This is a genomic window from Streptomyces rhizosphaerihabitans (assembly GCF_025399795.1).
Lineage (GTDB): Bacteria > Actinomycetota > Actinomycetes > Streptomycetales > Streptomycetaceae > Streptomyces > Streptomyces rhizosphaerihabitans.
This window is the reverse complement of sequence record NZ_JAODTZ010000066.1, coordinates 12,162-33,304: the sequence shown is the minus strand read 5'-3', so window position 1 is coordinate 33,304 and position 21,143 is coordinate 12,162. Positions and strand designations below refer to the sequence as shown.

Genomic DNA, 21,143 nt, shown 5'->3' with positions numbered 1-21,143 from the left:
AGGCGTCCGCGTCAGGGCTGCATCTCGTAGGCGCCGGACAGCGCCTCGACCTGGGACCAGACGCGGGCCAGGCGCTCGGGGTCGGCGACCGGGCGGCGGATGTGGGCCAGCGCCCAGGCGGCCTGGGCCTCGGTGGCCGCGGCCTTGCCGTGCAGATCGGTGGCGTAGCCGGAGAAGTCGCGGACCAGGACGGCGAAGATCTCGTCCAGCAGGTCCTCGTCCAGGCCGGTCAGTTCGGCCTGCTCCAGCACCAGCTGGCCGTAGACCACCAGGGCGAAGAGGTGGCCGAGGGCGAGGGAGAAGTCGAGGTCCCGCAGCTGGGCCTTGTCCGGGGCGTGCTGGGAGAGCAGCTCGCACAGCCCGTCGGCCTGCTCCCGGAAGCGGGCGACATTGGGCAGCGCGGCGAACCGGTCGTAGGCGATGCGCCAGTCCTGGAAACGGATGGCCCCCAGGCCGCGTGCCGGACCCTGCCCGAACAGGAACGTGTCGTCCGCCGCGTCGAGACGGGTGGGGACGGGCGCGTAATCGGCGGGCTGGAACAGGTAGTTGCCCATGAACTTCTGGATGAGGGCGAGGTTGACGTGGACCGTGCCCTCCAGCTTGGGCAGGCCGCGGATGTCCCGGCACGCCTTGTCGAAGTAGGTGTCCTTCTCGAAGCCCTTGGCCGCGATGACGTCCCACAGCAGGTCGATGACCTTTTCGCTCTCGGTGGTGACCTTCATCTTGGTCATCGGGTTGAAGAGCAGGTAGCGGCGGTCGTCGGGACCGGCGGAACGGAAGTAGTCGGCGGCCCGGTCGCTGAACAGTTTCATGGCGGCCAGCCGGACGTAGGCGTCGGTGAACTCGCGGCGCACGTGCGGGAAGTCGGTGACCGGGTTGCCGTACAGGATGCGGTTGTGGGCGTGGGTGACCGCCTCGTACATGGCGTGCTCGCAGATGCCGACGCCGCCCGCGCACAGGTTGAACTTGCCGATGTTGACGGTGTTGAGGGCGGCGTCGAAGGCGGCCTGGCCGGTGTGCATCACGTCCTCGGCGCGCACCGGGTAGTCCTCCAGGCGGAACTCGCTGACGAACATCTGGGAGTTCACGACGTTCTGCGCCAGGTGGTAGTCCGGATGCCGGCTGTCGGCCGCGAAGAAGACATAGCCCTCGGGGCCCTCGATGTCGGAGCGGCGGCCGAAGACGGAGACCAGTCCGGCGACGTTGCCGTTGCCGATGTAGTACTTGGAACCGTTGGCGCGGAAGCCGCCCTCGCCGTCCGGGGTGAGGACCATGTCCGTCTGGTAGATGTCGGCGCCGTGGCTCTTCTCGGACAGGGCGAAGGCCATCACATGCCCCTCGGAGAGCAGCCGCGCCGCACGGGCGCGCGTCTCGGGGTTCTCGCTCTGCCACACCGGGCCGAGGCCGAGGATCGTGACCTGCCAGGTGTACCAGTAATTGAGGCCGTAGAAGCCGAGGATCTCGTTGAGGGCGGCGTTGCGGGCGGTGTCCCAGCGCTTGTTCTCGTCACCGGCGGCATCGGCGGACGGGGTGAGGAAGGTGGCGAACAGACCCTCCTTGGCGGCGAACTCCAGGAAGTCCGCGTACCAGGTGCGGTCGATGTAGTCGCTCAGCAGTGCCTGCTTGCCACGGGTCTCGAACCAGTCGATGGTGGCCCTCAGCAAGCGGCGCGTCTCCGGATCGAAGTGTGCCGGGTCGTACGTGCGCGGGTTGAAGAGCAGGCTGTTCGACATGACAAGTTTCCTTCTCGAATAAGAGGGTGCGGTATCCGCCGGTGGTCCGGCGCGGGGGAGGACATGGTCGCGGCACGCGGGCTGCGTCAGCTCGTACGCCGTGCCGCCGCGCAGCACCGTCTGCCGCGGCGGCCAGCCCCCGTCCGGCGTCTCGGGATCAGGATCAGGATCGGGATCAGGACCGGGGAGATCTCGGCGCCCACCGGGATCAACCGGCTGGAGCGGAATCGGGCCGTGGCCACTCGATACGACACGCGGGGTGCGGGGTTGCCGCTCGTGCCGAAGGCGTCGGGGCTGTTGGCCGGGTTCACCCACACCATGATGCCCTGATCGTGAGCACGACATTGAACTGCGACTCCTCGGGCTTCGTCGCGGTCACCGCGGCGAACGCCCCACCCGGACGCGTCCGGTGATCGGTTCCCACGCTTCCACCCAGAGGCAGAACACGCCGACCGTGTCTTCGCAGGCCGCTACGGAGTGCGTACGCCGAACGGATGGCCGGGGTCGTCCGCGAGTGCGGCTTGTCGGCTGCCCGGGAACGCGTCTGTTTGTCTGGGTGGCTGGATCAGCCCGTGTTGCGGTGCGATGCGATGGGTGTGGACGGATGAGTCAGCTGGACCTGGCGCGATTGCAGTTCGCGATGACGTCGATCTACCACTTCCTGTTCGTCCCGGTGACCATCGGGCTGGCCCTGCTGACGGCCCTGCTCCAGACCGCCTGGTACCGAGGCGGGCAGGTCGCGTACCTGCGGCTGACGCGGTTCTTCGGGACACTGCTGGTCATCAACGTCGCCGTCGGCGTGGTGACCGGCCTGGTCCAGGAGTTCCAGTTCGGGATGGACTGGTCGGGCTACTCCCGCACGGTCGGTGACGTGTTCGGGGCGCCCCTGGCGATGGAGGGGCTCGCCGCGTTCTTCCTGGAGTCGACGTTCCTCGGTCTGTGGATCTTCGGCTGGGACAAGCTGTCCAAGCGTGTCCACCTGGCGACGATCTGGGCGGTGGCGGGCGGCAGCGCGCTGTCGGCGCTGTTCATCATGGCGGCGAACTCCTGGATGCAGCACCCGGTCGGCTACAAGGTCGACCCGTCCACCGGACGCCCGCAACTCGACGACGTCTGGGCCCTGTTCACCAACCCCGTCTTCCTGCGCGGCTACCTGCACGTCCTGCTGGCCGCGCTGGTCACCGGCTCGATGGTCATGCTCTCCGTTTCCGCCTGGCAGCTGCGCAAGGACCTCCGCAACGACAACGGCGGCACCAAGGACAAGGCCCAGAACAAAGCCCAGGGCCAGGCCCAAGCCCAGGTCCAGGACGAAGGCACTCCGGACGCGACGAAGGAGGCGGCCTCGGGGTTCCGGCTGTCAGCGCGCCTGTCGCTGTTCATCCTCGTGCCGGCCCTGATGTTCGCCATGCTCGTCGGCAGTGAACTCGGCGTGACCGAGGGCAAGTACCAGCCGATGAAGATCGCGGCGGCCGAGGCACAGTGGGAGACCTGCCAGCCCTGCTCCTTCTCCCTCTTCCAGATCGGCGGCGGCAACAACGACCAGACGCCCACCAAGATCCTGGAGATCCCCCACCTGCTCTCCCTGCTCGCCACCAACCACTGGAACGGCAAGGTCCTCGGCCTCAACGAGGTCAACAGCCAGTACCAGCAGGCCTACGGTCCGGGCGACTACGTGCCCGACGTCTTCATCCAGTACTGGGCGATGCGCGTCATGGCCTACCTCGCCTCGCTCGCCCTCCTCCTCGGACTGTGGGGCCTGTGGCTGCTGCGGCGCGAACGGCTCACGCACTCACGCCTGTTCCTGAACACCGCGGTGTGGGCCGTGCTGCTGCCGTTCCTCATCAACACCTCCGGCTGGCTCCTCACCGAGAACGGACGCCAGCCCTGGATCGTGCAAGGCCTCCAGCTGACGAAGAACGGCGTCTCCTCCTCCGTCAGTACCGCCGAAGTCGCCATCAGCATCGTGGCCTTCTTCCTCCTCTACGCCGCGATGGCCGTGATCGCCGCCGTGCTGATGACACGACACACACGCAAGGGCACCGGCCCCCTGCACCAGGACGACCAGCCCGCACCCGAGATGACCTACTGAGGTCCCGAGCCGCCGGAAGGCCCGCGATGGCATTCACCACCCTCTGGTTCATCCTCGTCACCGTGCTGTGGACGGGCTTCTTCGTTCTGGAGGGCTTCGACCTCGGGGTCGGCATGCTCCACGGGCTGCTCTCCCGCGACGAATCGAGCCGACGGGCCGTGCTGCACACCATCGGACCGGTCTGGGACGGCAACGAGGTCTGGCTGGTCACCGCCGGCGCCGCGATGTTCGCCGCCTTCCCGGGCTGGTACGCCACCCTCTTCTCCGGCTTCTACCTCGCGCTTGTGCTGCTCCTGGCCGGACTCATCGTCCGCGGCGTCGCCATCGAGTACCGGGGCCGCATCGAGGGCGCGCGATGGCGGCGGAACTGGACCGTCCTGCTGACCGCGAGCAGCGTGACCGTGCCCCTGGTGCTCGGCATCGCGCTGGGTGACCTGCTGCACGGCGTACCCATCGACCACGACCAGGAGTACTCGGGCACCTTCGCCGACCTGTTCACCGGCTACGGCGTCTTCACCGGGATCACCCTCACCGTGCTCTGCCTCCTGCACGGCGCGACCTTCCTCTCCCTGAAGACCAGCGGGGACATCCGTGAGAAGGCCCGCCGACTCGCCCGGCTCACCGTCCTGCCCGCCGGCCTGGTGGTCCTCGCCTACGTCTTCTGGACACGCTCACTCGCGGGCGGCGGCATCCTCCTCAACCTCGCCGAACTCGCCGCCGTCGTGGCCGTCGCCGCGGCGGCCTGGCTGATCAGCGGCGGCCACGACGGCTGGGCGTTCGGTGCCACCACGCTCGCGATCGCCGCAACCGTGACATCGCTCTTCACCGAGCTCTACCCCAGGGTCATGGTCTCCAGCACGAGCAGCGCCTACGACCTGACCGTCCACAACACTGCGTCAGGCCCCTACGCCCTCAAGGTCATGACCGTGGTCGCCCTCGTCCTGCTCCCCGTCGTCCTCTGCTACCAGGGCTGGACCTACCACGTCTTCCGGCAGCGGATCTCGGCCGACCAGTTCCCCGCTCCCGGGCAGCCTGCCGCGGCGTCCACGGCGCTGCCGGACCAGTGACTCCGTCTCCGGCCTGGCTGCGGCTCGGTGAGCAACCCCTGCCGGGCTCTTCGCGCACGCGGCACCCAGCCGCCCCGCTCCTCCGGGATCCGCACGGATCCTCGGGCAGCAAAGGGTGTCGGGACCGGGGCGGGCCTCGGGTCCGGAACGCCGTCAGCGCGGATGCCAGGTGAGTTTGTCGCCGCCCACCCACCGGACCACGTCGGGGTCGTCGAGATCGTGGACCGTGATGCCGTACGCCGCCGCGTACTCCAGGACGTCCGTGATCGCCTTCGCCTCGCCGACCATCTCGCCGTCGATCTCCATGATCCGGAACGGCGGCGTGCCCGGCTGCACCCCGAGCACCATGATCCGTGGGTGGAAGATGTGAGGGCTCGCGCTTTCGGTCATAGCTAGAGCGTAAAGCGGTTCCCGCTGTTCCCGCTGGTCAGCGGCGGAGCGCCATAAGGCCACCACCCACTCCGCCCGGAACGCGGCGGAGCAGCGGAATTCCGGGCGTTCGTCCAAGTGGGTGAGGTGGCCGCCCGGCCCGCCCGGGGATCCGGAACCGTCGCCGCACCGGACATCCGCCGTGCGGTCCGGCGGCGGCTGGGCAACGCTGGGGGAGTGTGCGGCGGCCGACGCGACCGCAGGGAGGAGTTCCGATGGACCCCGTCGAGGCCCTGGACCGGATCGCGTTCCTGCTGGAGCGGAGCCTTGCCCCCACCTATCGCGTCCGGGCCTTCCGCACCGCGCAGAGTCTGCTCTCCGGGATGCCCGCCGACGAGGTCCGTGAGCGCGCCGCGACCGGGGCGCTGGAGTCGATCAAGGGCATCGGCCCGAAGACCGCGCAGGTGGTGCGGGAAGCGCTGGCCGGCGAGGTGCCGGGCTACCTGGAGAAGGTGGAGCGGGAGGCCTCGGGGCCGCTCGCCGAGGGCGGTGAGGGCCTGCGGGAGCTGTTGCGCGGGGACTGCCATCTGCACTCCGACTGGTCGGACGGCGGCAGCCCGATCGAGGAGATGGGGCGTACGGCGGCGCGGCTCGGCCACGAATGGGCGGTGCTCACCGACCACTCGCCGCGGCTGACCGTGGCGAGCGGCCTGCCGCCGGAGCGGCTGCGCGGGCAACTGGCCGTTGTCGCCGAGCTCAACGAGCGCTGGGCCCCCTTCCGACTGCTCACCGGCATCGAGTGCGACATCCTCGACGACGGATCGCTCGACCAGGAGCCGGAGCTGCTGGAACAGCTGGACGTGGTGGTCGTGTCCGTGCACTCCAAGCTGCGCATGGACGCGCGGCCGATGACCCGCCGGATGGTCGCCGCCGTACGCAATCCGCTGTCGGACGTGCTCGGACACTGCACCGGGCGGCTGATCACGGGACGCGGCCGGCCCGAGTCCGAGTTCGACGCGGACGCGGTCTTCGCGGCCTGCGCGGAGACCGGCACGGCCGTCGAGATCAACAGCCGCCCGGAGCGCCTCGACCCGCCGCGCCCGCTGCTGCGCAGGGCGGTCGACGCGGGTGTCCTGTTCTCCCTGGACACCGACGCGCACGCCCCCGGACAGCTGGACTGGCAGATCTACGGCTGCGCGCGGGCGGAGGAGTGCGGGGTGCCCGCGGAGCGCGTCGTCACCACATGGGCCCTGGAGGAGCTGCTCACCTGGGCCCGGACCCGGGAGACGCCGTGACGCACGTCACCGCCGACGGCGCCGTCCCGGGGAACACCCACAGGTAGTTACCCGTTGAACAAACCGTGGGTGCGGATGGGACAGTGTCCCCGGGCCTCACCTTTGCCCGCAGGGACGATCGTCCGGCTGAAGCCCTGTGGAGCGTTTCGCCGAGAGGCGACCGCCATCGGTGCCCACCACAGACGACCCCGACCGCGATTCCCCCGTCCGGTCGGGGTCTTTCCTTGCCCGGACCGAACGCGACCGGACCGGCCCGACCAGCCCGACCGACCCGGACGGGACCCAACCGGACCGACCCGGCCATGGCGGCCTTTCGCCGCGGCGGCCGTGTCCGCTTGACTTCGAGTCCGCTCCAATTCGTAGCGTGCCAGGCATGAGCACTGCACAGCACAAGATCGGTTCGGGATTCGGCGCCCTGAGCACCGCGGATGACGTCCTCCACGGAGTCGACCTCTCCGGCAAGCTCGCCATCGTCACCGGCGGCTACTCCGGCCTCGGCCTGGAGACGACCCGGGCGCTGGTCAAGGCGGGCGCCCGGGTCGTGGTCCCCGCACGACGCCCGGCGACAGCGCGCGAGGCGCTGGCGGACATCGACGGCGCCGAGACCGACGAGCTCGACCTCGGCGACCTGGACAGCGTGCGCGCCTTCGCCGAGCGGTTCCTCGCCTCGGGCCGTGTCATCGACGTCGTCATCGACAGCGCCGGCATCATGGCCTGCCCGGAGACCCGGGTCGGCCCCGGCTGGGAGGCCCAGTTCGCGACGAATCACCTCGGTCACTTCGCGCTGGTCAACCGGCTCTGGCCAGCGATCGAGCCGGGCGGCGCGCGGGTCGCGTCGGTGTCCTCCGCGGGCCACCACTACTCCGGCATCCGCTGGGACGACGTGCACTGGCGGACCGGCTACGACAAGTGGGAGGCCTACGGGCAGGCGAAGACGGCGAACGTGCTGTTCGCCGTGGAGCTCGACCGGCGCGGCCGGGACTCCGGTGTACAGGCCTTCTCGCTGCATCCCGGCGGCATCCTCACCCCGCTCCAGCGGCACCTGCCCAAGCAGGAGATGGTCGAGCGCGGCTGGATCGACGAGAACGGCACGCCGCTGAACCCCGAGGGCTTCAAGACGCCCCAGCAGGGAGCGGCCACCCAGGTGTGGGCCGCGACCTCGCCGCAGCTGGCCGGCATGGGCGGGGTGTACTGCGAGGACTGCGACATCGCCGAGCCCGCTCCGGCGGACGGCACCCGGACCGGCGTACGCGCCTACGCGACCGACCCCGAGCAGGCCGCCCGGCTGTGGGAACTGTCGGCGGAACTGACCGGGGTGAACGCCTTCGAGTGAACCGCGCGGGCGTCGGCTGCGTCAGCTCGATCAGGAGCATCCGAGCATCCGAGCATCCGAGCATCCGAGCATCCGAGCATCAGGAGCCTGACATGAACTCCCTTAGATCCGCGGTGAGTTGGTCGCGGTGCGTGGCGAACAGGCCGTGGCCCGCGTTCTCGTAGACCTTGAACGTGCTGTCGGGCAGCAGCTCCGCCGCCCGGCGGCCGGTCAGGTCCAGCGGCGCGGACGCGTCGTGCGTGCCGTGCACCACCAGTGCGGGCAGGTCGATCTTGGTCAGTTCGGGCGCGACGTTCAGGGTGACGACGAGGTCGCCGAGGGCCGTTCCGGCGCGCGCGGTCGCACCGTGGCAGCGGGCGATCATGGATCGTACGTACGCCTCGGAGAGGTCGTTGCCGGGGAGGTCGAGGGCGAAGAACGCGCGGGCGCCGTCCTCGAAGAACGCGGCCCGGTCGTGGCCGAACGCCCTGTTGCCCGCCTCTACGAGTGCCGGGTCGACGCCCTCGGGATGGTCCGCTGACCGCACGGGGCCCGGTGCCATACCGGCGACGAGCGCGACCCTCGACACCCGCTCGGCCCCGTGCCGGGTCAGGCAGCGGACTATCTCGGCGGTCCCGATGGAGTGGCCGACCAGGGTCACCTCCCGCAGATCGAGGTGCCGGAGCAGCCCGTCCACGTCGTCGGCGAGGCTGTCGAGGTCGAACCCTCCCCAGACGTCGTCGGACCGGCCGTGCCCCCGCCGGTCGAACCCGACGCACCGGTAGCCGGCCTCGGCGAGCGGCAGCATCTGGTACTCCCACATCTCCGTACCGAAGTAGGAGCTGTTGACGAACACGACCACCTGGCCGGTGACGGGGCCGTAGTCGACGAAGTGCAGCCGGGCGACGTCGACGGGGCTCGCGAAATACGGCATGGGGTCCTCCCGGAATCCGGTGGTGCGACGGGCGGGTCGCTGTGCCCTTCATGGTTCCGGGAGGTCGTGACGGCGTCGATTACCTCAGAGGTCATGTGCCTCGGACGTCATGTGCCTCGGCGTCATGCGAAAGCGCGAGGCGGCGTCCGGTACGCGCCCGGTAGTTCGTGAGGGTCAGTGCGGCGCACGTTCCTCCAGCGCTGTGCGCCAGGCGGGTGACGGGCCCGCCGGTGCGGGTTCCGCGCGTCGGCCGCCGCGCGCGAAGAAGTCGGCCAGCGGCAGGATCGCGGCGCCGACCGTGACGGCGTCGGGGCCGAGACGGCCGAGGTCGACGGTGACCCGCTCGGCGGGATAGCGCAGGGCGTACGAGGAGGCGTACCTGCGGACGGCGGGCAGGAAGCGGGAGCCGAGCTGGAGGCCTGCCCAGCCACCGATGAGGATGCGCTCGGGCTGGAAGAGGTTGATCAGGTCGGAGAGACCCGCGCCCAGGTACTCGGCGGTCTCCTCCAGGACGGCGAGCGCGATGGCGTCGGGCTCGGTGCCCTCGGGCGGGTAGGCGGCCGCGAGCATCGCGGTGAGCGCGGTCTCCTCGTCGGTGCCCTCCGGGGGCCGCCCGCCCTCCTCGCGCCAGCGGTCCAGGAGGGCCTCCGCACCCGCGTAGGCCTCCAGACAGCCGAGGGCACCGCAGCGGCAGCGGCGGCCCCTGACCCGTACGGTCAGATGCCCCCATTCGACCGACCGGCCGTTCTCCACCTCCTCGGTGACCAGACAGGCGCCGACGCCGGAGCCGAAGAGAACGACCACCGCGTTGCGGGCACCGCGTCCCGCGCCGAACCACATCTCGGCCTGGCCGAGGGTGCGGGCGCCGTTGTCCGCGAAGTACGGGACGGTGTCGGGGAGTTCGCAGGCGGAGCGGAGCAGGGACTCCAGCGGGACGGCGTCCCAGCCGATGGTCTGGCCGTGCACGACCGCGCCGCGCTCGGGGGTGCGGGCGACGATTCCGGGCACCCCGATGCCGACGCCGAGGAGCTGTCCGGGGGCGATGTCCGCCTCGGCGAGGACCTCGGCGATGCCGTCGCGGATGTGGCCGACGATGACGTCGACGTCGTACTCCTGGCGTCGGAGAGGCCGGTCGGCCTCGTAACCCTGGCGCTCCAACGGCCTTTCGGTGCGGGCGAGTTCGGTGAGGGTCAGGTCGAACAGCTCGATGCGGACGCGGGTTTCGCCGACGTCGACGCCGATCATGTGGCCGCTGCCGGGCACCACCCGCAGCAGGGTGCGGGGGCGGCCGCCGTCGGAGTCGACGCTTCCGGCCTCCTCGACGAGGCCGTCGGTGACGAGTTCGGCGACCACGTTGCTGATGGATCCGGAACTCAGTCCGGTGGCGGGACCGAGCTCGTAGCGGCTCATCGGCCCGTCGAAATACAACCGTTGTAGTACGGCGGTCCGATTGCCCCGCCGCAGGTCACGCACTGTCCGTCCGTTCCGCCCCGCCATGTGATGTCCCTTCCGGCCTGCCCGACCTGCAAGATACCCCTGTGCGATCCCTTGACGCGACTTTCTTCCGGGTCTTAACTCACGTCCTAAATTAAGCCATGAGGATCGTTCGGGAAGTGAACGCGGACGCCCCTCATGTCTCCCTCCGGGAAAGGGACATAAGCAGCCATGCGCAGAATCCGAGCCGCGGCCGCAGGTGCGGTCACCATCTCTCTGCTGACCGCCGCGACCGCCTGTGGCGGCGGCTCGTCGAGCGGCGGGTCCAACGCCTCGCCGAAAACGCTCACGTACTGGGCGTCCAACCAGGGCGCCAGCATCGAGATCGACAAGAAGGTCCTCGGACCCGAGATCGCCAAGTTCGAGAAGGACACCGGCATCAAGGTGAAGCTGGAGGTCGTTCCCTGGACCGACCTGCTGAACCGGATCCTCACCGCCACGACCTCGGGTCAGGGCCCCGACGTCCTCAACATAGGCAACAGCTGGAGCGCCTCCCTGCAGGCCACCGGCGCGCTGCTGCCGTGGGACGCGAAGAACTTCGCCAAGATCGGCGGCAAGGACCGCTTCGTCGACTCCGTGCTCGGCTCCACGGGAGCAGAGGGCAAGGACCCCGCAGCCGTGCCGCTGTACTCGATGTCCTACGCGCTCTACTACAACAAGAAGATGTTCGCCGACGCCGGCATCGCGGGCCCGCCGGCCACCTGGGACGAGCTGATCGCCGACGGCAAGAAGCTCTCCAAGGGCGGCAAGTGGGGCCTCGGCGCGGAGGGGTCGAACCCCGCGGAGAACATCCACCACGCCTTCGTCTTCGCCAAGCAGCACGGCGCCGACTTCTTCACCGCCGACGGCAAGGCCGACTTCACCAGCGACGGGGTCGTCTCGGCGGTCAAGCAGTACGTCGACCTGATGGCGAAGGACAAGATCATCGCCCCGGGCAACGCCGAGTACGCGCAGAACCAGTCCGTGAGCGACTTCGCCAAGGGCAAGAACGCGATGCTGCTGTGGCAGTCGGCGGTCGCCAACCTCAAGTCGCAGGGCATGAGCGAGGACGCGTACGGCATCGCCCCGGTGCCCGTGCAGTCCGGCGCCCCGGGGACGGGCACGAACGTCAACTCGATGGTCGCGGGCATCAACGTCGCGGTGTTCAAGAACTCCAAGAACCTCGACGGCGCCACGAAGTTCGTGAAGTTCCTGACCAGTGACGCCGAGCAGAAGATCCTCAACGAGGCGTACACCACGATCCCGCCGATCAAGACCGCCCAGACGGACACCGCGTTCAACTCCCCCTCGAACGCGGTCATCAAGGACACCCTGGCCAAGAGTGCCGCCTCGCTGCCGCAGGTCGCCGACGAGTCGCAGTTCGAGACCGCGGTCGGTACGGCCATCAAGGGCCTGTTCGCCGACGCCGCCGGCGGACGCGCGGTGACCACGGCGTCGGTGAAGGCGGCGCTCGAGAAGGCCCAGCAGCAGATGCCGAAGAAGTGAGTGCGGACACCACCATGACCACCACGACCGCCGCCTCCGCCGAATCCGGCGAGCGGACGGTGCGCAAGAGCTCCCCCGGTGCGGCGCGCGGCCCGCGCCGCACCGGGCGGATCAAGCGCATCGGACTGCCCTACCTGCTGCTTCTGCCCGCGCTGGTCCTCGAACTCCTGGTCCACCTGGTGCCGATGGTGATCGGCATCGTGATGAGCTTCAAGGAGCTCACGCAGTTCTACATCCGCGACTGGGGCACGGCGCCCTGGGCCGGCTTCGACAACTACTCCGTGTCGGTGCACTTCGACGAGCCCGTCGGCGAGGCGCTGCTGCACTCCTTCTTCGTCACCATCGCCTTCACGCTGCTCTCGGTCGGCCTGTGCTGGCTGATCGGCACGGCCGCCGCGATCTACATGCAGGACAACTTCGTGGGACGCGGTGTGCTGCGGGCCCTGTTCCTGGTGCCGTACGCGCTGCCGGTGTACGCGGCCGTCATCACCTGGGTGTTCATGTTCCAGCACGACAACGGCCTGGTGAACCACGTCCTGCACGACCAGCTGCACCTCACCGACAAGCCGTCCTTCTGGCTGATCGGCGACAACAGCTTCTACGCGCTGCTCGTGGTGTCCGTGTGGAAGGGCTGGCCCTTCGCCTTCCTGATCGTCATGGCGGGCCTGCAGAACATCCCGGGCGAGCTGTACGAGGCCGCCGCCCTCGACGGCGCCGGTGTGTGGCAGCAGTTGCGCCGCATCACCCTGCCGTCACTGCGGCCGGTCAACCAGGTCCTGGTGCTGGTGCTGTTCCTGTGGACGTTCAACGACTTCAACACGCCGTTCGTCCTGTTCGGCAGGACCGCCCCGGACGCGGCGGACCTCATCTCGGTCCACATCTACCAGGCGTCCTTCGTCACCTGGAACTTCGGCACCGGCTCGGCGATGTCCGTACTGCTGCTGCTCTTCCTGCTCGTCGTGACCGGCGCCTACCTGCTGCTGACCTCCCGGGGAAGGAAGACGGCCGATGTCTAGCACCTCCACCACCATCCGTTCGGCCGGCGCCCGGTCGGCCACCCCCCGCTCGCCGATGGCTCCGCCGCGGTCCTTCCTGTGGTCCCGGCGGATCTTCCTCACCCTGCTCACCGGCTTCGTCCTGGTGCCCGTCTACGTCATGGTCTCCAGCTCGCTGAAGCCGCTCGCGGACGTCTCGGGGAAGTTCCGCTGGGTGCCGAGCGGCCTGACGCTGCGGCCGTACATCGACATCTGGTCGACGGTGCCGCTGGCGCGGTACTTCGTGAACTCGCTGATCGTGGCGGGTGCGGCCACGGCCTGCTCGGTCGTGATCGCCGTCTTCTCCGCCTACGCCGTCAGCCGCTACAACTTCCGCGGCAAGCGCGTCTTCACGGTCACCGTGCTGTCGACCCAGATGTTCCCCGGCATCCTCTTCCTGCTGCCGCTGTTCCTGATCTACGTCAACATCGGCAACGCCACCGGGATCGCGCTGTTCGGCTCGCGCGGAGGTCTGATCCTCACGTATCTCACCTTCTCGCTGCCGTTCTCGATCTGGATGCTGATCGGGTACTTCGACTCGGTGCCGCGCGATCTCGACGAGGCGGCCCTGGTGGACGGCTGCGGGCCGCTCGGCGCGCTCTTCCGTGTCGTCGTTCCGGCCGCGATCCCCGGCATCGTCGCGGTCGCCGTCTACGCCTTCATGACCGCCTGGGGTGAAGTGCTGTTCGCGTCGGTGATGACCAACGACGCCACCCGCACACTCGCCGTCGGGCTGCAGGGCTACTCCACGCTCAACGACGTGTACTGGAACCAGATCATGGCCGCCTCGCTGGTCGTCAGCGTCCCCGTGGTGGCCGGCTTCCTGCTGCTCCAGCGCTATCTCGTCGCCGGCCTCACGGCGGGAGCCGTCAAGTGAGCAACGCCAACCCCATTGATGACGAAGGGACTTCAGTGACCATCGACCTTGCCGCCCTCCCCGAGGACTTCCTGTGGGGCACGGCCACGTCGGCCTACCAGATCGAGGGAGCCGTCGCCGAGGACGGTCGCTCCCCCTCCATCTGGGACACCTTCTCCCACACCCCCGGCAAGATCGACAACGGCGACGACGGGGACGCCGCCTGCGATCACTACCACCGCTGGCGCGAGGACATCGGAATCATGCGCCAACTGGGGACCGACGCCTACCGGTTGTCGATCGCCTGGCCGCGGGTGATGCCGGGCGGCGACGGCCCGGTCAACGCCAAGGGGCTCGACTTCTACGACGCGTTGATCGACGGCCTGCTGGAGGCGGGCATCACGCCCTCGGTCACCCTCTACCACTGGGACCTGCCGCAGGTGCTCCAGGACCGGGGCGGCTGGCCGGCCCGTGACACGGCCCACCACCTCGCCGCCTACGCGTCGGTCGTCGCGGAGCGGCTCGGTGACCGCGTCCAGCACTGGACCACCCTCAACGAGCCGCTGTGCTCGGCCTGGATCGGTCATCTGGAGGGGCGGATGGCACCGGGCCTGACCGACCTCACGGCCGCGGTCCGCGCCTCGTACCATCTCCTGCTCGGCCACGGACTGGCCACGCAGGCGATCCGCGCCGCCGCGCCCGGTGCCCGGATCGGCATCGTCAACAACCTCTCCAGCGTCGAGCCGAACACGGATCGGCCCGAGGACGTCGCGGCCGCGAAGCGGCTGGACGGGCACACCAACCGCTGGTGGCTCGACCCGGTGCACGACCGCGGCTTCCCGGCCGACATGCTCGAGGTCTACGGGGTCGAACTCCCCGAGGTGGCCGGCGACCTGGAGACGATGGCCGCACCGCTGGACTGGCTGGGGCTCAACTACTACTTCCCGTCCAGCGTGGTCGACGACCCCACCGGTCCGGCCCCGCACGTGCGTACGGTCAGCCGGCCCGGCGTGCCCCGCACCGGCATGGACTGGGAGGTCGAGGCCGCCGGTATCGAGCGTCTGCTGCTCCGGCTGACGAACGAATACGGCGCCCGCAAGCTGTACGTCACGGAGAACGGCTCCGCCTATCCCGACGTCGTACGCCCCGACGGCACGGTCGACGACCCGGAGCGCATCGCGTATCTCGAACAGCACCTGGCGGCCTGCGCCTCGGCGGCCCGCAAGGGCGCTCCGCTGGCCGGCTACTTCGCCTGGTCGCTGCTGGACAACTTCGAGTGGGCGTACGGCTACGACAAGCGGTTCGGGCTGGTGCACGTCGACTACAAGACGCAGAAGCGCACGATCAAGGGCAGCGGCCACCGCTACGCGGAGATCGTCCGCCGGCACCGCGCGGGCGCGCGCAACGCGGCCTGACGCAGTCACCGCGGCGCGGGAGCGACGCCGGGTGTTCCGGAGACGGGATCACCGCGGCGCGGTGGCGGCGCTAGCCGTTCCTGTCAGCGGCAGCGGTCGCGCTTCGGCCGATCTCGTCGAGGGCGTCCGTCAGTTGAGGGGCCACCGCCTCGCGCACCCAGGCGACCTTCTCGTCGCCGGGTGCGCGGGGCACGGTCTCGACGAGCATGATCAGGTAGAGATAGCTGCGGTAGAGGGCCAGGCGTCGCCGGGCCGACTCATCGAACTCGACGCCTCCGCGCACTTCTTGATAGCCCGCCAGGAAGTCCTCGTCCCGCCGGATGTCGCCGAGCAGTGCCAGGGAGACGAAGTCGGCGAGCGGGTCCCCCCAGAGCATGCGCTCGCCGTCGATCAGGCCGCCGATCCTGGGGCCCGCCTTCGTACGCTCGACGAGGATGTTCCCCTGCCACAGGTCGAAGTGGACGAGGCGGGGGACCGTGACGTCGTCCAGCGCGTCGAAGACGGTCCGCGCCACGCGGGCCACCTCGTCCACGGGACGGGGCAGCCAGGCCCGGTAGCGACGGGCATCGTCCAGGACGGCGTCGTACATTCCGGTGAAGGCGGTCCGCCAGTCGGGGGCGAGCGGGCCGAGGGCACCGGAGGGGTAGCCGAAACCGGGGCCGACGACCGCGTGCAGCCGCGCGACCATCCGCCCCAACTCCTGCCGGAGCGGTCCGCGTTCCCCGTCCGGCAGGTCTCCCCAGGGCTCGCCCGGACAGTACGTCATCAGCAGATGGCCGTCCCCGGGCTCTCCGACAGTCCGGGGTGCCGGTACACCGGCGCCGACCGCCTGACGGCAGAACTCCGCCTCGGAGAGCAGGAGTCGGCGCTCGTACGCCAGAGCGGGAACGGTGTCCGGCGGAGGGACCTTCAGGACGTAACGGCTTCCGTCGGCGAGCCGTAGCTCCTCGACGGCGTTGTACGTGCCGCCGGACAGAGCCCGGCGCTCGGCGAGACTCCCGGACGACAGCCCCGCCCTCTCAAGAGCCCACCGTGCCCGCTCCCAACTGTCCATACCAGCCCCCTCGGTTCGCCCTGCCCATGCATCCCACTCTGCCAGGTGGACCCGTGGGCCGCAGTCGGTGTGTGACGTCGCACCCGCCACCCCTGACCTGGCGCCGGGGCGCGCCCCCGTCCCAACTGGGTGCCCAGGTCTACGCGTTGGGTGTCCTGACACCTGGGACCCGGTCTCTCGCCGCCGTCCCTGCGCCCTCCGGAGCGCCGAAGCGGGCGAGGCAGTGCCAGACCTTCTTCAGGTCCTGGGGGTCGTAGCGGCCGGTGCGGGCGGCGTCGCCGATGATCCGCGGGTCGAGGTGGCCGTCCTCGGCGATACGGGCGCCGAGCTCGACGTATTCGGGGCCGCGGAAGTCGGGCCGCAGGCGCAGCTCCTCGACGCCGAGGCGGTATCCCGGATGCCAGGCGATCGGGCAGGGCAGGAGGCGCGCCGCGGCCTCGACGGGCGTGCCCCGGTAGGAGGCGTCGAGGACCAGGGCCTCCATGTCCCGGGCCGGGACGACCCGTCCGTGCACCTGCGCCTCGATGTAGTCGTCGAGGGCATCCCGGTCGTCCGCCTCGGCGGCCTCGATGAGGGCCATCCCGCCCGCGACGCCGAACGCGGACGGTTCGGCCGCGCTGTCGGGGTAGCAGAAGGTGGCACGGAAAAGCGTCTCGCCGGTCAGCCGGAAGTGCGACGAGCCGAACCGGGGTGCCGCTCCGACGAGTTGGCGGCGGAAGTTGAGCGCACCGTAGACCGGGCGTTCCTCGGGGGGCGCGGTGTCGTAGGCCCCGCCGAAGATCCGGCTCTCCCAGCGCCACCGGTCGCCGCCGGGGTGCGCGGTCAGCCCGCCGTTGCTCGTGCCCGTGACGAACTGCGAGCGGTACACACCGTCCTGGGCCAGCGCCTCCAGGATCGGGATCCCGCGCACGAGCCGGTCCGGATGGAAGTTCAGGGTCAGTCGCAGCGCGGGATCCAGTGCGGGCCCGGAGGAACGGGCCGCGACATGACGCAGCGCCCGTTCCTGCGGCGTGAGCCCGTTCCGCTTCGTCGGATCCTCCCCGAAATTCATTGGTTCCCCCTTGATGGAACTAGATATCCTCGGCCAAAACCTAGTACCCCTAGGTTTTGGACGTCGGTACCCGGCACCCAGGAGGACTCCATGAGATCACTCACCGAGCAGGACATCCGCAACTCGTTCGTCAACTGCTCCCGGGGCGAGGCCAAACGGCTCGCGACGCCTCGTGATCTCGACGAACGCCCCTGGGACGACCTGGACTTCCTGGGCTGGCGGGATCCCGGTGCGCCCGACCGCAGCTATCTCGTCACCGAACGGGAAGGGGGCGAAGGGGGGCTCGTAGGGATCACCCTGCGCCTCCCCTCCTCCCGGCGCGGACTTCCGCACCGCAGCATGTGCTCGCTGTGCCTGACCACGCACCCGGGCGACGGGGTCTCGCTGATGACGGCCCGCAAGGCGGGCGCGGCGGGCCGCGAGGGCAATTCGGTCGGCGTCTACATCTGCGCCGACCTCGCCTGTTCCCTCTACGTCCGCGGGAAGCGGGACCTCCGGTCGGGAAGCCGCTTCGAGGAGACCCTCACGACGGAGCAGCAGATCGCCCGGACGGTCGGCAACCTGTCCGCCTTCCTGGCGAAGCTGCGGGACTGAGCCGCGAAGGCTCCGGCGCCCGTGTCCGCGTCCACGGTGGCTTCGACGCCCGCGTCCGAGGCGGCGCCGGTGCCGCCGTCCTGGGCGGGTCGCCGGGCTTCGCACCGTTCCCGGCGGGCCGCCGCCGCGGGAGCGGCGCCCTGTGGGCACGACGCCCCCTGGGCACAGCGACCCGTGGACACGGCGACCCGTGGACACGGCGACCGTGGGCTCGTCAGGAAACGGCAGGAGCCCAGTGCGGGTCACGGCCCAGGAAGGCGAGCAGCGCCTCGGCGCGGCCGGCGCCCTCCGGTACCTCGCGCGCGGCGGCGAACACTCCGAACGACGCGCGGAGGTGATCGGCCAGCCGGTCCGCCGCGAGGCTGATGCCCTCGGCCAGATCGTCGTCGAGGGGGGACGCCTGACCGGTCGCCGCGGCGATGTCCCAGGCGTGCACGCCGGCGTCCATGGCAGCCGCGGCGGCCGCCACGCGGAACGGCAGCGGCCCGAGCGGCGTCGCCACCTCCTCGGCGTCGGCCGGCAACCCCGCGTAGACACCGACGACATCGGAGAGGACCTTGTCGAGCGCCGCCGTCGCATCGCCCTCCAGGCCATCGACGGGGTGGAAGGGGTCCGCGTCGGGCCACCCGGCGCCGGTGATCGCCGCGCCGTACGCCTGCTGGTCGAGTCGCGCGTGGTTGAACACCTGGCGCACCGTCCACTCGCCGCACGGCGTGGGCGCTCCCCACGCGCCCTCCGGTACACCCGCCACCACGTCGCGCAGCCGGTCGTGCGCCCGCGTCAGCAGTTCGATGCCCTCGACAGTGCCCGTTGCGCTCATTCCGGTGCCTCCTGATGCCGTCCGAACCAGCTGATGCCATCAATCTAGGACCCCTTGCGGACAGGTACGGTCCGCAATCAGACGTTCGGTACCCCTGTGAAACGGGAAGGCCCCAAGGATGCAAGAGGCACGTGGTGAGTGGACGGCATCCGTCGCGAAGATCGTGGAGCGGCGCCGGGAGCCGGTGGTCGTCCAGACACTTCGTTCGACGGCCGCCGCGACGATCGCGTACGTGGTGGCCATCCATCTCAGTCCGGAGCCCGCGCCGCTGACCGCGCCCCTCACCGCGCTGCTGGTCGTGCAGGTCACCCTGTACTCGACGATCACCACCGCCGTCCGCCGGGTGAACTCCGTGGTGGCGGGTGTCGTCATCGCCATCGGCTTCAGCAGCCTCGTGGGCCTGACCTGGTGGAGTCTGGGCCTGATCATCCTCGCCTCGCTGGCGGTGGGCCATCTGGTCCGGGTCAGCGAGTTCGTGCCCGAGGTGGCCATCAGCGCCATGCTGGTCCTCGGCGTCACCAGAGTGGGCGACACCGCGTGGGCCCGGGTGCTGGAGACCCTGATCGGAGCGGTCGTAGGGCTCGCCTGCAACCTCGTGCTCGCGCCACCCGTGTGGGTGGGCGTCGCCGGTGAGTCCATCGAGGATCTGGCACGCCGGGTGCGGCAGTTGATGCTGCGGATCGGCGAGGAGGCCGCCGGGCGCACCCCCTTCCATGTGGCGGCCGAGCGGCTGCACGAGGCCCGCCGGCTCGACCACGACATCGCCGGGGTGGACGCGGCCCTGCGGCAGGCCGAGGACAGCCTGAAACTCAACCCGCGGGTGAGCGAGGGGCTGCTGCACCGGGTCGTGCTGCGCACCGGCCTGGACACCCTGGAGATCTGCACGGTGGTCCTGCGGGTCCTCGCGCGCAGCCTCACCGACCTCGCCAAGGAGCGGGAGCCCCAACCGCTGTTCGAACCGCAGGCGGGGGCCGTACTGGAGGAACTGCTGTCCGAGGTCGGCGACGCGATCGTCAGCTTCGCGGTGCTGGTGACCACCGATGTCGCCCGGAGCGCCGCGTCCGCCGAGGAGCGGCTCAGCGCGGAACTCGGCACGGCCGCCGCCACCCGCGACAAACTGGCCCAGCTGTTCCTCGAAGAGGTCCAGCGCGACGCGAGCCAGTGGCAGCTGCACGGCTCCGTCCTGACCGAGGTCACCCGCATCATCGACGAGCTCGACACCGAGCACCGGACCCGCCGGCTCCTGGAGGAGCTGGACCGTTGCGCCGCCGAGGAGCGCGAGCGCCGGCCGCGCCTCACCCGGCTGCGGCGTCGGCTTCGCCTGCCGCGGCTGCCGCGCCGGAACCGGAACCGTTCGGCTGCTTCCAGTCGTTCTAAGTGACGAGTTCCGTGTGAGGACGCGGCACGACGTGGTGGAGCGGTGAGCGGCACGGCGTCGCCGACGGCTGGACGACGAGGGGGCGGGCGGATGACCGAGGACACCGTACGGATCGACGGGAACGCGTTGCGGCTGCCGGGCGGGGTGCAGGTGCGGTTCATCCGGACCCTGCGCCTCCCTGAGACGGGCACGCACGCGTTGCCGCCGGGGCTCGGCGAGTTCCCCGTCCGGCGCGTCGAGGACTACGGGGACCGGGTGCCAGCCGAGTGGCGGGCCCGTGGCGGTGTGATGCTGCCGGTGTATCTGCGCGAGGCCATGTGGCTGAGTTTCGCCGGGACGACGGAGCCGGCCGCGTTGCAGGTCGGTGTGGGCAAGGTGTGTGCCGTCTCCGGGAAGCCGTGGAGTTCCCGGCTCGGCCGCGACCCGCAGAACTATGTCGTGCTCCCCCGCCAGCCATGGCTCGACGGGATCAACTCCGGCAAAGGCACGGTCCGCCAGTTCGTGGCCGTGCCGCTGGGCCTGGGGGCGACGGTCGAAGGCCAGGTCACCGGCGAGGAGGTCTGGGGCGGTGTCCAGCTCCAGTCGTTCCCGCTCGCGCCCAAGGAGCTCGCGGCCTGGCGCGAGGCGGAGCGCCGCAAGGCGGAGGAGCGCCTGCGGATGCCTCCGATGCCTCCCTCGGTCGGCGCGTACGGCGGCGCCATGCCGATGATGGCCGCGCCGCCCGCACCCGGTGCCGCGCCCACCGCCGCCGGAGCCGCTCCGGGCCGCCCGCGCAGCGCCCCGGCGATGGGTCTCGGCGTCGGCGGTTCGATGCGCCAGGAGGTCTACCGTGACGACCGGCCGCTGAAGGCCTGGGCCAAGGAGCCGGCCGGGCGCGTGTTCGTCCATCTCGTGACGCCTCCGGAGTGGCGCCGCATCACCGGCGAGGCGCCGCCGCCGTCCCCGGTGGACCGTGCGGCGTACACCCGCGCGGGGCTCCCCTGGTTCGACTACTACGACCAGGACGCCACCGATCTGGCCCCCGCGGACGAGCTGGGGCCGGTGCAGCCGGTCGGCGACTGGCTGGGCGACGACCACGAGCCCTGGCAGCAGCCCTCACCCCATCAGGTGAAGCCGCTCGGCGACGCACCGGGCAAGCCGGTCGAGGACGGCGACTGGTAGGA

General features: G+C 70.3%; 19 protein-coding genes. 12 read left to right on the top strand and 7 right to left on the bottom strand.

The window, feature by feature from the left end; all coding sequences use genetic code 11:
- Positions 1-11: 11 nt before the first annotated feature.
- Positions 12-1,733 carry an acyl-CoA dehydrogenase gene (locus N4G66_RS39835; protein WP_261709193.1) on the bottom strand — a complete coding sequence of 574 codons (1,722 nt, stop codon included), beginning with the start codon at positions 1,731-1,733 and terminating at the stop codon, positions 12-14.
- A 63-nt stretch (positions 1,734-1,796) separates the two neighbouring features.
- Here N4G66_RS39835 and N4G66_RS39830 point away from each other — a divergent pair, with 63 nt between their 5' ends.
- The 3 genes from N4G66_RS39830 (at position 1,797) to cydB (ending at position 4,889) form a co-directional block, all read left to right on the top strand.
- Positions 1,797-2,063 carry a hypothetical protein gene (locus N4G66_RS39830; protein ID WP_261709192.1) on the top strand — a complete coding sequence of 89 codons (267 nt, stop codon included), beginning with the start codon at positions 1,797-1,799 and terminating at the stop codon, positions 2,061-2,063.
- 274 nt (positions 2,064-2,337) lie between these two features.
- The gene (locus tag N4G66_RS39825) at positions 2,338-3,822 is read left to right on the top strand and encodes a cytochrome ubiquinol oxidase subunit I (protein ID WP_261709191.1); all 1,485 of its coding nucleotides are present in this window, start codon (positions 2,338-2,340) and stop codon (positions 3,820-3,822) included.
- Positions 3,823-3,848: 26 nt separating this feature from the next.
- Positions 3,849-4,889, top strand: a complete 1,041-nt coding sequence (cydB, locus tag N4G66_RS39820) for a cytochrome d ubiquinol oxidase subunit II (RefSeq protein WP_261709190.1) — start codon at positions 3,849-3,851, stop codon at positions 4,887-4,889.
- Between the two features lie 153 nt (positions 4,890-5,042).
- Here the strand turns inward: cydB and N4G66_RS39815 are convergent, their stop codons facing one another.
- On the bottom strand, positions 5,043-5,279 hold the full coding sequence (locus N4G66_RS39815; RefSeq protein WP_261709189.1) for a hypothetical protein: 237 nt from the start codon (positions 5,277-5,279) through the stop codon (positions 5,043-5,045).
- Positions 5,280-5,533: 254 nt separating this feature from the next.
- Here N4G66_RS39815 and N4G66_RS39810 point away from each other — a divergent pair, with 254 nt between their 5' ends.
- Positions 5,534-6,553, top strand: coding sequence for a PHP domain-containing protein (locus N4G66_RS39810; protein WP_261709188.1), 1,020 nt, complete (start codon positions 5,534-5,536; stop codon positions 6,551-6,553).
- A 373-nt stretch (positions 6,554-6,926) separates the two neighbouring features.
- Positions 6,927-7,886 (top strand): SDR family NAD(P)-dependent oxidoreductase, encoded by a 960-nt coding sequence (locus tag N4G66_RS39805; protein WP_261709187.1) that lies wholly within the window; start codon positions 6,927-6,929, stop codon positions 7,884-7,886.
- A gap of 79 nt (positions 7,887-7,965) precedes the next feature.
- Here the strand turns inward: N4G66_RS39805 and N4G66_RS39800 are convergent, their stop codons facing one another.
- Positions 7,966-8,799 (bottom strand): alpha/beta fold hydrolase, encoded by an 834-nt coding sequence (locus tag N4G66_RS39800; protein ID WP_261709186.1) that lies wholly within the window; start codon positions 8,797-8,799, stop codon positions 7,966-7,968.
- Between the two features lie 174 nt (positions 8,800-8,973).
- Positions 8,974-10,296 carry an ROK family transcriptional regulator gene (locus tag N4G66_RS39795; protein WP_261709185.1) on the bottom strand — a complete coding sequence of 441 codons (1,323 nt, stop codon included), beginning with the start codon at positions 10,294-10,296 and terminating at the stop codon, positions 8,974-8,976.
- Between the two features lie 168 nt (positions 10,297-10,464).
- On the opposite strand from N4G66_RS39795, the gene N4G66_RS39790 reads away from it, so the two are divergent.
- The 4 genes from N4G66_RS39790 to N4G66_RS39775 are packed head-to-tail and all read left to right on the top strand — an operon-like array spanning position 10,465 to position 15,083.
- Positions 10,465-11,778, top strand: coding sequence for an ABC transporter substrate-binding protein (locus N4G66_RS39790; protein WP_261709184.1), 1,314 nt, complete (start codon positions 10,465-10,467; stop codon positions 11,776-11,778).
- A 14-nt stretch (positions 11,779-11,792) separates the two neighbouring features.
- Positions 11,793-12,794 (top strand): carbohydrate ABC transporter permease, encoded by a 1,002-nt coding sequence (locus N4G66_RS39785; protein WP_261709183.1) that lies wholly within the window; start codon positions 11,793-11,795, stop codon positions 12,792-12,794.
- Between the two features lie 55 nt (positions 12,795-12,849).
- Positions 12,850-13,689: a carbohydrate ABC transporter permease gene (locus N4G66_RS39780; RefSeq protein ID WP_261709200.1), complete on the top strand. Its 840-nt coding sequence runs from the start codon at positions 12,850-12,852 to the stop codon at positions 13,687-13,689.
- A gap of 35 nt (positions 13,690-13,724) precedes the next feature.
- Positions 13,725-15,083: a GH1 family beta-glucosidase gene (locus N4G66_RS39775; protein WP_261709182.1), complete on the top strand. Its 1,359-nt coding sequence runs from the start codon at positions 13,725-13,727 to the stop codon at positions 15,081-15,083.
- Positions 15,084-15,153: 70 nt separating this feature from the next.
- On the opposite strand, the gene N4G66_RS39770 is transcribed toward N4G66_RS39775, so the two are convergent.
- Together N4G66_RS39770 and N4G66_RS39765 are read right to left on the bottom strand one after the other, a co-directional pair.
- Complete coding sequence (locus N4G66_RS39770) at positions 15,154-16,137, bottom strand: phosphotransferase family protein (protein WP_261709181.1); 984 nt, start codon at positions 16,135-16,137, stop codon at positions 15,154-15,156.
- A 139-nt stretch (positions 16,138-16,276) separates the two neighbouring features.
- Positions 16,277-17,188 carry a DUF3626 domain-containing protein gene (locus N4G66_RS39765; RefSeq protein WP_261709180.1) on the bottom strand — a complete coding sequence of 304 codons (912 nt, stop codon included), beginning with the start codon at positions 17,186-17,188 and terminating at the stop codon, positions 16,277-16,279.
- A 90-nt stretch (positions 17,189-17,278) separates the two neighbouring features.
- On the opposite strand from N4G66_RS39765, the gene N4G66_RS39760 reads away from it, so the two are divergent.
- Positions 17,279-17,782 carry an FBP domain-containing protein gene (locus N4G66_RS39760; RefSeq protein ID WP_261709179.1) on the top strand — a complete coding sequence of 168 codons (504 nt, stop codon included), beginning with the start codon at positions 17,279-17,281 and terminating at the stop codon, positions 17,780-17,782.
- A 214-nt stretch (positions 17,783-17,996) separates the two neighbouring features.
- Here the strand turns inward: N4G66_RS39760 and N4G66_RS39755 are convergent, their stop codons facing one another.
- On the bottom strand, positions 17,997-18,602 hold the full coding sequence (locus N4G66_RS39755) for a TIGR03086 family metal-binding protein (RefSeq protein ID WP_261709178.1): 606 nt from the start codon (positions 18,600-18,602) through the stop codon (positions 17,997-17,999).
- 118 nt (positions 18,603-18,720) lie between these two features.
- Here N4G66_RS39755 and N4G66_RS39750 point away from each other — a divergent pair, with 118 nt between their 5' ends.
- Both N4G66_RS39750 and N4G66_RS39745 read left to right on the top strand, forming a co-directional pair.
- The gene (locus N4G66_RS39750) at positions 18,721-19,983 is read left to right on the top strand and encodes an FUSC family protein (protein WP_261709177.1); all 1,263 of its coding nucleotides are present in this window, start codon (positions 18,721-18,723) and stop codon (positions 19,981-19,983) included.
- An 87-nt stretch (positions 19,984-20,070) separates the two neighbouring features.
- On the top strand, positions 20,071-21,141 hold the full coding sequence (locus N4G66_RS39745) for a hypothetical protein (protein ID WP_261709176.1): 1,071 nt from the start codon (positions 20,071-20,073) through the stop codon (positions 21,139-21,141).
- Positions 21,142-21,143: the final 2 nt, after the last annotated feature.